At 36.0% G+C, this 15775-nt stretch carries 14 protein-coding genes and 4 pseudogenes; 13 read left to right on the forward strand and 5 right to left on the reverse strand.

The window, feature by feature from the left end; translation table 11 throughout:
- The 7 genes from IQ19_RS27175 to IQ19_RS27205 all read left to right on the forward strand — a co-directional run.
- Positions 1-279, forward strand: a 279-nt coding sequence (locus IQ19_RS27175) for an integrase core domain-containing protein (RefSeq protein WP_144542830.1), incomplete at its 5' end; no start/stop codon positions are given.
- 377 nt (positions 280-656) lie between these two features.
- Positions 657-977 carry a hypothetical protein gene (locus IQ19_RS28820; protein ID WP_242021140.1) on the forward strand — a complete coding sequence of 107 codons (321 nt, stop codon included), beginning with the start codon at positions 657-659 and terminating at the stop codon, positions 975-977.
- 416 nt (positions 978-1393) lie between these two features.
- Positions 1394-1747 (forward strand): hypothetical protein, encoded by a 354-nt coding sequence (locus IQ19_RS27185; RefSeq protein ID WP_144546881.1) that lies wholly within the window; start codon positions 1394-1396, stop codon positions 1745-1747.
- Positions 1748-1982: 235 nt separating this feature from the next.
- Positions 1983-2300 carry an ArsR/SmtB family transcription factor gene (locus tag IQ19_RS27190; RefSeq protein WP_144546883.1) on the forward strand — a complete coding sequence of 106 codons (318 nt, stop codon included), beginning with the start codon at positions 1983-1985 and terminating at the stop codon, positions 2298-2300.
- 68 nt (positions 2301-2368) lie between these two features.
- Positions 2369-2746: an SRPBCC domain-containing protein gene (locus IQ19_RS27195; protein ID WP_199749570.1), complete on the forward strand. Its 378-nt coding sequence runs from the start codon at positions 2369-2371 to the stop codon at positions 2744-2746.
- A gap of 102 nt (positions 2747-2848) precedes the next feature.
- Entirely contained in the window at positions 2849-3271 is a 423-nt protein-coding gene (locus IQ19_RS27200; RefSeq protein ID WP_144546885.1) for an SRPBCC family protein, read from the forward strand.
- Positions 3272-3820: 549 nt separating this feature from the next.
- On the forward strand, positions 3821-3946 hold the full coding sequence (locus IQ19_RS27205) for an ATP-binding protein (RefSeq protein WP_338422710.1): 126 nt from the start codon (positions 3821-3823) through the stop codon (positions 3944-3946).
- Positions 3947-3965: 19 nt separating this feature from the next.
- Here IQ19_RS27205 and IQ19_RS27210 read toward each other — a convergent pair whose 3' ends face one another.
- The 3 genes from IQ19_RS27210 to pdxR all read right to left on the reverse strand — a co-directional run bounded on the left by IQ19_RS27210 (position 3966) and on the right by pdxR (position 6480).
- Complete coding sequence (locus IQ19_RS27210; RefSeq protein ID WP_144546887.1) at positions 3966-4235, reverse strand: hypothetical protein; 270 nt, start codon at positions 4233-4235, stop codon at positions 3966-3968.
- A 95-nt stretch (positions 4236-4330) separates the two neighbouring features.
- Positions 4331-4945 carry a thioredoxin family protein gene (locus IQ19_RS27215; protein ID WP_144546889.1) on the reverse strand — a complete coding sequence of 205 codons (615 nt, stop codon included), beginning with the start codon at positions 4943-4945 and terminating at the stop codon, positions 4331-4333.
- Between the two features lie 116 nt (positions 4946-5061).
- On the reverse strand, positions 5062-6480 hold the full coding sequence (gene pdxR, locus IQ19_RS27220) for a MocR-like pyridoxine biosynthesis transcription factor PdxR (RefSeq protein ID WP_144546891.1): 1419 nt from the start codon (positions 6478-6480) through the stop codon (positions 5062-5064).
- Positions 6481-6683: 203 nt separating this feature from the next.
- On the opposite strand from pdxR, the pseudogene IQ19_RS27225 reads away from it, so the two are divergent.
- Positions 6684-7389 (forward strand): annotated as a pseudogene (locus tag IQ19_RS27225) (Tn3 family transposase); the annotation flags it as partial.
- Here the strand turns inward: IQ19_RS27225 and IQ19_RS27230 are convergent.
- Positions 7380-7925, reverse strand: a pseudogene (locus IQ19_RS27230) (transposase); the annotation flags it as partial. The pseudogenes IQ19_RS27225 and IQ19_RS27230 overlap by 10 nt on opposite strands.
- A gap of 459 nt (positions 7926-8384) precedes the next feature.
- Here IQ19_RS27230 and IQ19_RS27235 point away from each other — a divergent pair.
- Positions 8385-10313, forward strand: a complete 1929-nt coding sequence (locus IQ19_RS27235; protein WP_144546893.1) for a fructose-1,6-bisphosphatase — start codon at positions 8385-8387, stop codon at positions 10311-10313.
- A gap of 205 nt (positions 10314-10518) precedes the next feature.
- Here IQ19_RS27235 and IQ19_RS27240 read toward each other — a convergent pair.
- A pseudogene (locus IQ19_RS27240) lies at positions 10519-11890 on the reverse strand (IS4 family transposase).
- A 207-nt stretch (positions 11891-12097) separates the two neighbouring features.
- On the opposite strand from IQ19_RS27240, the gene IQ19_RS27245 reads away from it, so the two are divergent.
- The 4 genes and pseudogenes from IQ19_RS27245 to IQ19_RS27260 all read left to right on the forward strand — a co-directional run.
- Entirely contained in the window at positions 12098-12655 is a 558-nt protein-coding gene (locus IQ19_RS27245; protein ID WP_144546895.1) for an MATE family efflux transporter, read from the forward strand.
- Positions 12656-12854: 199 nt separating this feature from the next.
- A pseudogene (locus tag IQ19_RS27250) lies at positions 12855-13919 on the forward strand (M42 family metallopeptidase).
- A 310-nt stretch (positions 13920-14229) separates the two neighbouring features.
- Positions 14230-14829, forward strand: coding sequence for a LysR family transcriptional regulator substrate-binding protein (locus IQ19_RS27255; RefSeq protein ID WP_242021142.1), 600 nt, complete (start codon positions 14230-14232; stop codon positions 14827-14829).
- 97 nt (positions 14830-14926) lie between these two features.
- A partial coding sequence (locus IQ19_RS27260) for a sodium:solute symporter family transporter (protein ID WP_422386973.1) occupies positions 14927-15775 on the forward strand: 849 nt, incomplete at its 3' end.

Below are 15775 nucleotides of genomic sequence, written 5' to 3' on the forward strand. Positions count from 1 at the left end.
GGAAGCGTCTATTCTTCCTATGCCTATCAAAATCGAATAAAAGAGAAGGATTTAGTCAGTAGTATGTCGCGCAGAGGAAACTGTTGGGACAACGCAGTAATTGAGTCTTTTCATTCGAACCTAAAATCAGAGGAATTTCAGTATGTTAAATTTAATTCTTTATCTTTAGAAGAAGTAAGAGAACGTGTAGATCAATTTATGAGGTATTATAACGAAGAGCGTATCCAAGAAAAATTAGGCTACCACACACCAATAGAGTTTGGTGATATGGCAGCCTAAGAAGGTGTTTTATTACTGTCTCAAATGACTAGGTCAGTCTACAACGAGAGTTTTATTTCATTTCCCCAGAGGAAATTGAACGTTTTGCTTATTATGAAGAACAGAAACGAAATGAAGGAAAAGATTTTTACTACAAAGATACAAACTATGCATGGTACCAGGAATTTATTTCTCCAGAGGGAAAAGGTGAAAACTTTCTATTATTAAATGAAGAGTTGCAGTCCTTTCTTCAGACGCAAGATGGAGAGCAAATCCCCTATGAGGAAATTGAAAAAGCAGGCTATAAACCAGCAAAAAAGATTCGGGATATCGGATATAAAATACAGAAAGGCTTTGCTAAATTTCAATTTACAGAATCCCAGGAGTTCTATAAAACAATGGGGCTCTTTTACTCTAAACTAGGGCCAAAAAACATAAAGGTTTTTTTAGGTAAAGAAAACAAAATCACCGTTGAAGTAAAACCCATTTTAATTAAAGAAGATATACCTGGTTACATTTTTGCTTTACTTGAAGAATCTATAATTGAGGGAGATATTTCGAAGAGATTAGAAGGAGTGTATATTGACAGTGACTTGGAAGTCCTCGCAATCGCTATCCCTTCTAAACTAAAGAAAAAAATTAGGGAAGATGCTGCTAAAACAAAAAATACAATTGAGGATTTAGTGATCTCGATCTTAAAGGAAAAGTATGATATTTGAATGGTAAGTAGAAGCCAAATCATCAAAATTTTATCGCTGTAGAAAGTAGAAAGCACTATTACTCTTAAGTTATTATTCATTCCAATACGGCATTCTCGTTTTTAAACAGTCAATATTATTTATTAATTGATAGAATTAATCTAAAACTAAATTATGCGTTGAGAGATGCCGTAGTGAAAGGTGAAAAGTAGAAAAAGAAAATTTTTAAGTAAACACCTTAATATTAAGATGGAACGGTAGCAAGAGTTGAAGATATGGCTGCCATGTTAGGTAGCTTTTTCTAATTGAAACAGCAGGAATGATAAATATCCTAATAGAATATGAACATAACAATTATCGGATAGGTTGGAGGAATAGAATGAAAGTAACGACTCAATCTTTTTTTAGTATTCTATTTGCATCCGTAATAGCCTTAAATGGTTGTTCAACAGAAACCGAATCGAAATCCAAAGATAGCCAATCAGTACGGAAAAATTGGATTTGGACATGGACCAATTATTGCTGCTGAAACACAGAAGTATATGTTGCACTTCTGGGGTGATAAAGAAATTTTAACAAAGCCACTTAAAGTAATCGGAGTCAGGAAAGAAACAGGTAAAGAAATAACTGTTTTTCAATCAGCAGGTAGCAATCAACTATCGCCGAATTTAGGTGCTAATCATCATAAACCATCAGCAATGATGTTACCAAGTGCAGGATTATGCCGATTAGAAGGTTATTTTGGAGACGAATTGTTTGGAAATGTCGTAGTGAATGTAATGGAAAAGTAGAGATTCTTTAGCTAAATTAACGAGAAATGATCTTTTACAAAACCAGCAAATTGAAGCTACTTAGTTATTCCGTTATAGGGCGCTATCCTGGAACAAGGATAAGCGCTCATTTTCCATTTTAGGGACATTATCTGGAGTAAGGCTTATTGATCAACGGTGTAGAACAATTCAATAAGGCCACAAATTTAAAGCACAAGATTTGACACGCAGTCAATTGGTTGCATATAATTGATTCATGGACAAGATATTTAAGGCTCTCGCTGATTCAAGCAGAAGACAACTCCTTGACCAGCTTTTTAAGAAAAATGGCCAAACATTAAGTGAGTTGTGCGACCATCTTGAAATGACCCGTCAATCGGTTACAAAACACCTAGTTATATTGGAAGGGGCGAATTTAGTTGTCGTTGAATGGAACGGGCGATATAAACTACATTACCTGAATGTCGCTCCTATCGCAGAGATATATGATCGCTGGATTGGAAAATATGAACGGCATCGGATCGAAGCACTACTGGAACTTAAAAATAATCTTGAGGATGATAAAAATGACTAACACGACATTTGTTTATGTGACTTACATTGCAACGACACCAGAGAAACTATGGGAGGCTTTGACAAGCAGTGAATTTACCGAAAAATACTTCTTCGGAAGCAAAATTCAATCCGATTGGCAAGGGATCAAGCATTACCTATTCTCGGAATGGACAAGTTTCCGATTACGGTAAAATACTAAAGTGTGAGCCGTATCACTTACTTTCTTTTACTTGTACTTATGTTGAGGATAAAGCCTTTCGAAAGCAACCGTCGCAGGTTACTTTTGAGTTAACACCAATGGATTCAACTGTAAAACTAACACTTAAACATGAAAATTTGGTTCCTGCTGACATTGTAGATAAAGAAGATACATTTGAGGGATTAAACAATGGCTGGCCAGCTATTCTGAGCAACTTGAAAAGTCTGCTTGAAACGGAAAACACCATGCCACCAATTTCAATATAACCAATCACAGTTTTGTTCTAACTGATAAGGGTTTAAAATTTGTTTATTTTAACTAATGATAATGGGAGAAACTTAAATACATCGAAAGAGAGTTGATTTAGTATGAATAACCTTACGAAAATTAAAATATTTAGGCCATCTAATGAAGTATTTGAAGCCTTCGTAGATCCTTCAAAAATCGGGAATTTTTGGTTCTCATCGAGTTCTGAAAGATGGGAACAAGGCAAGATGGTTACATTGAGATATGATGAATACGATGCTCAAGTGAATATAGAAGTAATGGAAGTAGAGATAAATAGGAAAATTGTGTTCCAGTGGGGGGAAGGACATATTGTTACAATTACGCTAAAGGAGTTGGATAACTCGAGTACAATTATTGAAGTTAACGAAGAAGGTTTTAAAGAAAATGATGATGAGTTAACAAGTCAATTGATAAATAATAAAGAGGGTTGGGTTTATATGTTGACCTGTTTAAAGGGTTATTTGGAATATGGTATTAATTTGAGAGCAGCATTAGTTAAATAACTTTAGATTAATGTGAGCCATTTGGCTCTTTTTTTTGAAAAAATTTAAACATTGTTAATCTGCAATTTCCTGAGGCTATCACTTTTACAGCTGCTTCTATAATGTTCTGAGAACAAAAACCAGGTAAGATATATTAATCGATATTTAACAAAAGGGAGCTTAAAATGGTGTGAAATGTTCCTGGCTCAAATGAAATGTGGTCACACAATTTCGGTAAAGGTCAGGCAGTTTTAGATTTCTAAAACTGAAGGGTTATGTCAAGGAGTCGAATGAGGAGGTAACGCTCTGAAAGGCTCTCCCTGCGTCGAATAGCACGCTGTTTAGTAAGGAATAACGTGTTATAAGCTCGGCTAATAGGCGTGAGAATTAATAGAGATAAAAGGGAAGGCCAAAAATGAACTTGAACTCACCTTGCAAACCATTGAAGTTCTGATTCATTCCGTTGAGGATACTTGTAGGGAAGATCCAGAATGTTACGAGGAAGCTACTACTAGAAAACGTGGTTCAATTATACTTACCTCCAATAAAGGGTTTGGTGAGTGGGGATAAATGGTAGGAAATCCCATTATAGCGACAGCTATGTTAGACCGTCTTTTACACCATTCATGGATTTTCAATCTAAAAGGGAATAGTTATAGGCTTAAGGAAAAGCAAATGAAGACACAGAAGGATTGAAAAGTCCTTCTGTGGAAGTTTAATCCGGCGATTTTGAGGATGATACAACCGGCCTTGTATTCAACACTAATGATGAATATTTAGAAACATCCATCTTAATTATAATAAAGTAAGCAAATATCCCCATTACAATAGCTTTGCTTGTTACCATGAGAAGCCTAAGGAAATTCTTGAGCTTCTTTCTTTTGCTGAACTTCCGATGCTCGATAATTTTCGTTGCAGTACATGGATTATAAGGAATCATTTGGTTAGATTGTTCTATATCTACGAACGACTTAACAATATTCATAATTCTTCTCCATCGTTCGATATGTTCCATTAGATAGGGACTTAGTACACTTAGGTCGTACGTAATGTCCTTCTTTCCTTAACGATTGTAACACTTTATCCAAAGTCTTTTATAGAGGAAAAAAGTACAGTTAATTCCTGTAGTATAACTTTCTGATAGTGAGTTCCCAAATGGTACAACTCACCTATTTCTCCATATACTTTTCCTATTTTCTCCTTGTAATCAGGAGCTTCCTTGTCAGGATTGGAACTTTTAAATCGATCCATGACAGCTTGAATATAGGCAGGACGAGCTCCCCACCTACCCAATACATTACCATTTTTATCAAGGATGACAGCAATCGGTTGGTTACGTACTCCATCAGTCAAAAAATGGTCCATAGTTTCCATGTGTTCTTCCATTAATAATACTTCTGTAGGAATGTTGCATTGTTCCATAACCCGGAAAAGAACCGGGACATTCCAAATAACGTCTGGGCACCAATCGGTACAAAGAATTAAGCAATAAAGATCTTGAGGATTACGAAAAGTATTAAAAAACAAGTTATCCGTATTATTTTCCAATGAAAAATTTTCATAGATGTACAAAAATTGGTCCTTCGTATTTAAGATTTTGCTTTGCTCCATTACTCTAGTTTCCATATTGTCCATAAACTGTTGAGGAGATATTCCATGCCCAAATTTATGTTTTAAATTTAATGTTTCTTTCATCTTTATCTTCATCCTTTCAATAAACTATCATTTATCACTTTACAATAATAGAACTAAACTGACCATTTATAAATGGTCAGTTTAGTTCTATTTAAAAAGTCAGATTTGCATAAGGGTTACTGAAGATAGGGTAACCAAGCCCTCTTTAATAACTCTATTCCTTTTTCCATGTCTTTCTCACTCACGCCAGCGAACCCTAAATACAATCTTGGGAAGGGCTCAGTCCTTATGGTCATCCACATGTTTTTAAAGTCATAGACAATTATTCCTTCTTCAGCAGCTGATTTTATCAGGGTCTCTGTGGATTGATTCGTGTTAACCGTGATTTGTAAATGAAGGCCGGCATTTTGACCAGTAATTTTTATATGGTCATGAAAATTATTCTGAATAAGCTCAATTAATTTATGATGTTTTTTACGGTATAATTTACGTACTCTACGGATATGCCGATACCAATGTCCGTGTTCTATAAAAGAAATCATTGCCCATTGGGTGATTCGAGAAGGGGCGGATGTGAATTCATAAGAACTTTCCTTCAATTTTTTCAATAACTTTTGTGGCAATACCATGTAATTCATTCGTAACGCTGGTGTAAATACCTTGGAGAAAGTGCCAATATATATCACTCTGTCATATCCATCTAAACTTTGTAGAGAAGGGATAGGCTTTCCAATATACCTAAATTCTCCGTCATAATCGTCTTCGATAATAAATGCATCTTTATTAATTGCCCACTTTAAAAAATGTTCCCTTTCGGAAAAAGGCATAATACATCCTGTGGGAAACTGGTGTGAAGGAGTGATATAAGCAAGTTTTGCGGGCCGACCTTCTATATCATTAACTGAAATCCCTTTTTCCCCTACTTGGATAGGTAATACTTCAAAACCATTCATTATAAATTGTTTACGTACCAAGTTATATCCTGGTTCTTCAAATGCTATTCGGGAATTATCGTTAAATAGATGGCAAATTATTCGGATACTATCCGTTATTCCACTGCCAATTATGATTTGTTCAGGAGTGCAGTGAACGCCTCTCGCATTAAATAAGTAATCTGCTAGTGCTGCGCGAAGTTTAAATTCTCCCTGAAGATCACCATATTTTCCAATATCCATTGAAAAATTTTCAAGAGCTTCTTTCAACATCTTATTCCAGGTTCGAATAGGGAAACAATGTGGGTCAACAGCAGAAGGATCAAAATCAATTGTCGGTTTAGATTCAATATGTGGACAGCTAATGCCTTTAATTTCTTGATCAGTATAGAGTTCACATTGTTTGGTAGGCAAAGCAGCATGTGGATTTATAGCGTAAAAACCCGATCGTGGCTTGCTAATTACGTATCCTTCAGCGATTAACATTTGAAACGCTGTTTCAATCGGTGTTTTACTGATATTCAGTTGCATTTGTAATGATCTTATAGAAGGCAGACGCATACCATTAGTTATTTCTCCATTTCGAATGGCATCACGAATGTGCCGATAAAGGGTAAGATAAATGGGTGTATTTTGTTCATCTTTTATTAAAATTTCAAGCATCTACTATCACTCGCAGATAATAATTTTTTTAAAACTATTTCAATTTCTAAGCGTTTAATTTAGTATATAAATGTTTTTGATATTTTAACTAAATACTAACTGATTTACATAACTTACCTAAAGATAATTATTAAGCACTTATTAAAATTTATTGTTTCCACTAATAATCTTCATAATACTTCATCCTCTTGTTCCTTTACATAGATGCTACGCCAGAAGTTTCCTATCATTAGATGGCAAATGCCGCACAAAAGCGTTTATATGATGATGCTATAAATCGAGCACAGGCAGTACCTCATCATCGGACGGAATGTGCTGCAAGTGGCATTACGATACTGGGAAAGGAGCAACGATTTATCGGTTTACTAGTGATCAATTCTCCTCTTTTTATACGAAAGCTATTAATACCCATGCAAGAGATGCTGTACATGTCATCGATGAGTTGCTTCATCATGAAACAGAATTAAATATTGAGGAGCATTATACAGATACGGCTGGCTATATTGACTTGTTCTTTGAATTAAGCCACTTACTGGGATTTCGTTTTGCACCACGGCTTCATGATTTAGCTGATGCCAAATTATATACGATTCAAAAGCCGAGTGAATTCCCTAGTCTAGAAAATTTATTCCGTGGAAGAATCAATACAAAGATTATTCAAGAAAATTTTGATGCGTATTCCATTTAGCGCATTCTATTAGAGAAGGAAAAGTGTCCGGTTCGCTTATCTTGGGTAAATTAGGATCCTATGCAAAACAAAATAAACTAGCTAATACTTTACATGAAATGGGAAGAATAGAAAAGGCCAATTTTATTTTGGATTACATATCTAATGAAGACTTACGTCGTCGTATTCAGAGGGGATTAAATAAAGGTGAAGCCATGAACGGCCTTGTGTGTTCTGCTTTTTCAGTCAAATATTGTTCTCGTTCATCCTTTGATTTGTGGCCACGTTTTTTTGGCTCAGTTTTTGGTTTTTCTACCTTGGAAGGTGCCTGATCTTTTGCTTCAAAGTGTGAAGCATCAATGGCAACTGTATCATCTGTAATAAATCCTTCTGTGGTAGCTTGATGAAGAAGTGTTTCTTAAACTTCTTCCAGAACATTCGATTCACAAATAATCGTAATCATTCTTGAATAAGCAGCTTCTGAAGGAACGGAATCAGATACCAAAAACCCGCAGTCGAGACGGAAAATCAGGTCATTCTTTAATCGCTTAACTAGATCTTTAATGAATGGAATCCGTTCTGAAATTCTGGCAACCAAGGAGTAAATCATAGCTGCATAGTTAAGCTCAACAGGCCTGCCAAAACGCGACTTCTTCGTAACCACAGCGAAGATTGGATCAATATCGATAGCTGAAAAAATAGCCTCAAACCGTTGGGTAGGTTCTAATTCATATAATTCTTGCAGGTCAAATAGGCTTCCTTGTCGTATAATAGTCATAGAGAGTCTTCCTCGAGTCTTAGAGTTTAGTGTGGTAACTACTCATTTCGACTATTTGGGGAGGTACTCCTTTTTCTGCGCCTTAAAACCATTGAGACTCTAAGGGTTCAATTTATGAAATTAATTCAAATAATCAGGAATATAACAGGTAATAATTTGCCCATTCACTTTAAAGTGTTAAATTATTACCATGTTATTAGACAATCTTTCTTTTAGTGTTAGTCCTTAGCCAAAGAAGCACAAATTACATATAGTGGTTAGCGCTTTTTGTTTTTATAGAAACCATAAGACCTACTTACCATAATGCCTCTTTGCGGAACCCAACCAAAAAAGAACCCTTGTAGCTGATCCCTCTGAATAGACATTATTGAGTTGTTAAGCATTCAAGATGGAAATAAAACGTTTTTATTGTTGAATAATGGAAAATAAATGATGAATTTTGAAAGGGGATACATAATTTTGAACGTAAAATATCTAGATTTGCTTGCCCAAAAGTATGATAGCGAAGAAAAAGTGGTAACTGAACTTATTAATCTTGAGGCCACCCTTAATCTCCCCAAGGGGACGGAACATTTTGTCAGTGATTTACATGGGGAGTATCAAGCCTTTCAACATGTGTTAAGAAATGGTTCAGGGAATGTAAAGGAGAAAATCAAAGACCTTTTTAAAAATGTGTTATCTGAGAAAGAAATTAATGAATTTGCTACATTAGTTTATTATCCTGAAGAAAAATTATCGTTGATTAAGGTTAACTGCAGAAATAAACAAGAACTCTATCAATGGTATATAGAAATCATTGATCATATGATTCATCTGATTTCGTATGCTTCCTCTAAATATACACGCTCTAAATTACGTAAAGCATTGCCCGATCAGTTTGTTTATATTATTGAAGAACTACTATACAAAACGGATGAATTCACAAATAAGGAACAGTATTATGCAAAAATTGTTCAGCAAATTATTTCTTTAAATCAGGCTGATAAGCTCATTATAGGCCTTGCTTATACGACGCAGAGATTGGTTGTGGACCATCTGCATGTAGTGGGGGATATTTATGATCGTGGACCTGAACCTGATAAAATTATGGATACTCTAATCAATTATCATTCCGTTGATATTCAGTGGGGAAATCATGATGTACTATGGTTAGGTGCATTTGCTGGTTCAAAGGTGTGTCTTGCTAATATTATTCGTATTTGTGCTAGATATAACAATTTGGATATTATTGAAGATGTATATGGCATCAATCTTATACCTCTACTTAACCTTGCGGAGAAATACTATGATGACAATCCAGTCTTTAGACCAAAAGTAAGTTCAGATGAAAACTTATCTGATCATGAACGATCGCAGATTACGAAAATTCATCAAGCCATTGCCATGATTCAGTTCAAACTTGAAATGCCGATCATCAAAAGACGTCCTTACTTTAATATGTCGGAAAGGATGTTGCTTGAGAAAATTGATTATGACAAAAACGAAATAACGATACATGGGGAAACGTATCCAATAGAAAATAGCTGCTTTGCAACGGTTAATCCCTTGCAGCCGGATCAATTATTAAAGGAAGAAGAGCAGGTGATGGAAAGGTTATTACTTGCTGTGCAGCACTCGGAAAAGCTAGCTAGACACTTGAACTTTCTTATGAAGAAAGGAAGCCTTTATTTAAAATATAACGGGAACTTATTAATACATGGCTGCATTCCTTTAGATAAAGAAGGAGATATGGAAAAAATGGTGATTGAAGATAAAACCTATGCAGGCCGTAATTTACTTGATGTTTTTGAAGAATATCTGCGCCATGCTTTTGCACATCCCGAAGAGACAGATGATCTGGCAACAGATATGGTCTGGTATTTATGGACAGGAGAATATTCATCACTCTTTGGGAAAAGAGCAATGACAACTTTCGAGAGGTATTTCATTAAAAATAAGGAAACCCATAAAGAGAAGAAGAACCCATATTTTCATTTACGTGAAAATGAGGAAATTTGCCGTAAAATCCTAGCTGAATTTAATCTTAACCCTGATCACGGTCATATTATAAATGGTCATACACCCGTTAAGGAAATTGAAGGAGAAAATCCAATCAAAGCAAATGGAAAGATGATAGTTATTGACGGTGGTTTTTCAAAAGCGTATCAATCCAAAACAGGTATAGCTGGATACACGTTATTATATAATGCCTGCGGTATGCAACTAGTTGCTCATAAACATTTTAATTCAAAAGAAAATATCCTCTTAAACGGAACAGATGTGTTATCAGTAAAAAGAGTGGTGGATAAAGAACTAGAGAGAAAAAAGGTTCTGGAAACGAATGTTGGAGAGAAATTATTACAGGAAATCTCTATTTTGAATGATCTGAGGAAATATCGCTACAGCTAAGGTGTGGAAGCCTTGAGCTACCAATAAAAGCGAACAAGATTTAGAAGAATATCGAAAAAAGAAAAATTCTATAAGTAGGGGTACCGCCACATGCCCATCAAGTTAATACCGATTTATGATTAGAGTAGATTCTTTTCTACAAAACAATTGTCTATGTTACTGAAAAAATGCATGCTAAATAAACTAAAATAGGTCATTTTTTTCGCTATGCTGCTTTCTTGTGAAAAATGGTATACTGATAGACAACACCCAATATATCAAAGACAGTCTTTTTCTCGTATCGGTGAGATTTTCGCCCGTTTTTCTGTAGGAGGTTGAACAGGCGAAGCAGAACCTTTGATAGCTCTTGGGTGCTTTTTTGTATCGATTGAAACAGTAATAAAAAATAATCTTTAATGATATAAATGGCTTTATATTCGCTGAGTTCTCGTTTTTTCTTGGTGAGGAGTAGCTGCCGCATTTGAAACATGGTAGAAGAGCAAAGGAGGATAGCAATTAGTTGACCATAGAGATGGCATTCTAATCGTTCTTTTTTGATCTCTTTACAATTATCGATTTTAAAGAAGGATTTCCATGTTTTAAAGAGTAACTCGATTTGCCAACGTAACGAGTAAAGATTATGAACGTGTTCCGTTGGAACATCATCAGATAGCGCATTGGTTATATATACATTCATCGCACTCAAGCGTTTACTCCGTTCTTTCATGACAATGCCTTTCTTCTTCTCCTTTAACGCTTGGTTTTCTCGCCGTTTTCGAGTCTGTTCTTCCGTAAGTCGATGGAAAATGACTCTAGTAGGTAACTTTTGATCCTGGCCGATATAAACATGAGAAATCTCATAGGTTTGTCCAGGTTTTAATTGATTCATAATTTCTTCTACATTTAATTGAATATACTCGGTTTGCTTTTTTACCTTTCCATTTTTGTAGTACTCAGGATTAGGATTTCTCTGATAAATCCGAGTGTTTAATTTTAACCGAGAGATATAGTAAGCCCCTTCCTCATCCATTTGATGGAGATCTTTCAGGTCAAAGTATCCTAAATCGCGTATACATAAATCACCTGTTTGCACCGTTTGTAAGCAAGTAGAACCGTAGGTTTTATCATTTTGCTTACCAGGTCCTGAGTGAACGTGCAGGAATTGGCCACTAAGAAGATCATATTCTAATTGAATCTTCACGCCAGCTGTATGGCTACTGCCTCCAGATTCTTGATACGCTGAGGCAAATATATCTGGGAGTTGAAAGGTCGTAGAATCCAAGATTCGTATACGCTGAAACTTAGAAGTGTAACGATGAGGAATAACCGAGAGGTATATAGCTTTTGAGTAAGTAAGGAAGTTAATACGTGTTGTAAGAGCCTGACAGCAGAAGGATTAAATCGTTGATTAAGTCCTTCAGGACTTATCAAGACTCCGGTTGAAGATTCTAGACAACTACATAACTGTGTCAGAGAAGTACTCGCTACTTTTTGGCTTAACCACACGCACAACGCTATTAAATCTTTAGCTTGGTGCTTACTCGTCCTTTGAAAAAACCGACCTTTTTGGATAGCACTTGGAGAGCTTGTGGAGACAAAGTTCGTTGTAGTTCCTATGAAAAGAGGATAAGTTCGTCTGAAATCTCTCGACACATAAAAAACACCAGACTTTCCATGATATTACAGAAAGAATAGCGTTTTTTCGTTTTTAGGGGTAATGATTTGCCTTAGCTTGATGGGCATGGGGTCCTACCAACAAAACACGGAAAACATACGTTAACTAGACCATAATCATTTACTTTGGGATGATTATACGAATGGGAACTGAGGTTTATGCAGCTCACACCTTGGCAGGGAATTTGACGATTTTCGTATCGGTCATTGGAACAGGTTTCGCTACGGCAACCACAACGTTAGTAGGGAAAAGCATAGGATCTGGAGAAATGGATGATGTAAAGAAGTACAGTCTTTCATCAATAAAGTTAATGTCCTTGTCTATGACTGTGACATTGCTTATTGTTTTTTTATTTTCTAAACAGATCAGTCCGATCTTTACGACAAATACAGTGGTTATCAGTTTAATTACGGTGGTTCTTGGAATTGATACAATCACACAGCCAGCAACCGCCATTGTTGCTTCTTTGACTGCTACCTTGCAGGCTGGCGGGGATACGAAGTTCCCGATGTATATGACAGCGATAGGAATATGGGCGATTCGGATCGTAGGGGTTTATGTTCTGGGTGTTTATTTTGGATTAGGACTTATCGGTGTCTGGATTTCCATTGCTCTAGACAATTATTTACGGGCAATACTTTTATATTTACGTTATCGTTCTTTTAAATGGGTGAAAAATTTAATTTAATGTTAATATTTTTCGAACAGGGTTTATACTATTAAAATTTAAGAACTTTAATTATCACTAAATATTAGGGAAAAACAAATTTTTTGAGAAGCATAAGTATTATTTCTATAGCTTACACCGATGAAGCTTTATCATAAAATAGTAATGTACATGGCATCCTAAGGTGGAGGGATGCATAGTGGATAAAAATTTAAGCTTAATGAAGCAGCTGACAGAAACGGAAGGGCCCTCAGGTTTTGAAGCACGCATTCATCAAGTCCTTGAGGAAAATATCCGTCAAATTACAACTGAAATCACTAAAGATCATCTAGGGAGTATTGTTGGTAAGGTAGGGAACAAAGGACCGAAAATTTTGATTGCAGGGCATATGGATGAAGTCGGCTTAATGGTGAGGCATATAACCAGGAAGGTTTCTTGAGATTCCAAACCATCGGTGGATGGTGGGGGCATGTCATGTTGGCTCAAAGAGTAAAGGTACTTACAAGAAAAGGAGATCTTACGGGGTAATCGGTTCGAAAGCCCCTCACGTCCTTTCTATAGAAGAAAGAAAAAATGTTTTAGAAACGGATCAAATGTTTGTCGATATTGGTGCTTCCAGTAAGGAAGAGGCTGAAAGTTTTGGGGTGCGAGTGGGCGATCCGATAGCCACCATTTGCCCATTTGAAGTTTTACTTAATCCAAAACTATTGTGGCTCGTCATTGGGATAACCGAGCTGGCTGCTACGTTGCATTAAAAACATTAGAAAAAATTGCGGGAGAAAACGAGTATTCCAATGTGCTATATGCAGGTGCTACTGTTCAAGAAGAGGTAGGGCTCAGAGGAGCTGAAACATTGGTGAATACCATCAATCCTGACATTTCGTTCGCCCTAGATGAAGGAGTTGCAGGAGATACGCCAGGAATGAAAGAAAAAGAAGGACATACAAATTTAGGAAAAGGACCATTACTGGGTTTTTTTGATCGAAGTATGATCCCTCATCCAAAACTTCGTGATTTTGTCGTATCTATTGCCGAAGAGCATTCCATTCCTTATCAGATTGACATCATGCCTGGAGGAGGTACAGATGCTGGAAAGTTTCACCTTGGCTATCAAGGGGTGCCAACGTTGGTTGTAAGTGTTCCTGCTAGATATATCCATAGTCATGTTTCAATTGTACACCGCGATGATTTGGATCATGCAGTTGAACTACTTTACGAAGTAATAAAAAAATTGGATGAAAATGTGGTACAACAAATTAGAGAAATCAACGGGAAGATACATTAAATAAAAAGCCGATGATCCCTTAGCGTAGGAAAAATCGGCCTTTTTTATGTCGAAATTTGCTTAGCGTATGTTATCAAGACTAGAGGTGAAAATTCCTTGATTTTAAAAGGCTCTAACATATTAGATATGTATAATATATGCCCTTGACTATGAACCTTGCAGGGTCGTGTTTCTCATGGACAAGTAGCAGCTGCCTCTGCTCCAACACCTATCAAGGTTACACGACCCTTCTTCAAAGTAAAGGGAACGCTAACGCTCATATATTATACATAGTGGACATAATTAATTTTGTCCGTTTAATGTGTAAAAGATGTTGAATTTTCACCAAAAAGGCGTACATTTTGAACATAATGTACGCCTTTTTGGTATTCTTCCAAGTGTTTCATTCGTTTTATTACCAAAAGTATTAGCGTACTTTGTACAACATCATCCTAACTTACACATTCGTTTGATGGAGGGAGATTACGATCAAATCGAGGAATGGCTGCATAATGGGATTATCGATATCGGTTTTTTAGTAAAGCCGCATTCGAAAAATCTTGTTTTTGATTCTATTTTTGATGATGAACTCGTTTGCATAATGGCGAAAGATCATCCGTTGGCGAAGGAGGATAAACTTCACCTAGAGCAATTAAAAGATGAACGATGGATAATGCCAAAGCGAACCATTGACCGTGATGTTTCACGCATCTTATCCGAAAATAAAATACACCCTAATATCGTTTATGAATTATCCGTTGACCAAGTCATTTTGACGATGGTAAATGAAAATTTAGGTATTTCAATCGTGCCGAATTCGATTTTAATTCATGCACCTAATACCCTTATCCGAAAAAAATTTATGAGTCGTATGTTAGACACGTCGGAATTGCACACAAACACAGTATTCAGCTTTCTCCAAGCGCTTTAAAATTTGTGAAAATTTCTAAAAATTTTGCTTCAAGTTTGAAATATGATTATTGAAAAATGAAAAATTCTGAAATAATATCTGATAAAACCACTAGGTATTGTTTACTTTAATCAGACGGAGGAATAAAGTTATGCACACGGTTGTATATGTTGAAATTGCCTTATATTTAATTGCGATGCTGGCAATTGGAATTTATTTTAGCAAGAAGGACTTATCACATAATGATTATTTTTTAGGTGGAAATAAGCTTCCTGGTTGGGCACTTGCATTCTCTGAGCGTGCTACCGGAGAATCAGCTTATATGTTTTTAGGGGCAATCGGTTTTATTTACGCAGCGGGTTTATTAGGTATTTGGATTTTATCCGGAATGTTTTTAGGAGTTATGGCTTCCTGGTTATTCTTATCGAAACGCTTTATGACCGAACAACAAAAATATAAGGTGAATAGTTTAACAGACTATATTGCTGTCAAATTCCCTAAACATGCAGATATGATTCGCTGGTTAGCTTCTTCTGTTTTGGTTTTATTCTTCGTTTGTTATTTAGCTGCTCAATCTTCAGGTATAGGGAAAACCATTTATTCATTCTCTGATTTTAATATAACATGGGGAACGATTATTATCGCCGTAATCATTATTGCTTATTCTTGTATGGGTGGCTTTATGTCTGTCGTTTGGACAGATACGATTCAAAGCTTTTTAATGCTTGTTTCATTCATTATCGTGCCTATTGCAGCTTTCATGGAAATAAAAAATCAAGGATTAAGTATTTCAACTGAGCTTGCGAATATGGGAAATGGTGCAGATAGCTGGGTTGGAGGCTTAAATGGGATTGCCTTAGGGGCTATGCTATTTACAAACCTTTCATGGTTCTTTGGCTGGTTAGGTGGTCAGCCTCAATTAAGCTCTCGTTTTATGGCCATCGCAACGGAAAAAGAGCGTATTACA

It is taken from the genome of Cytobacillus oceanisediminis, from assembly GCF_007830235.1.
GTDB lineage: Bacteria > Bacillota > Bacilli > Bacillales > Cytobacillaceae > Cytobacillus > Cytobacillus oceanisediminis.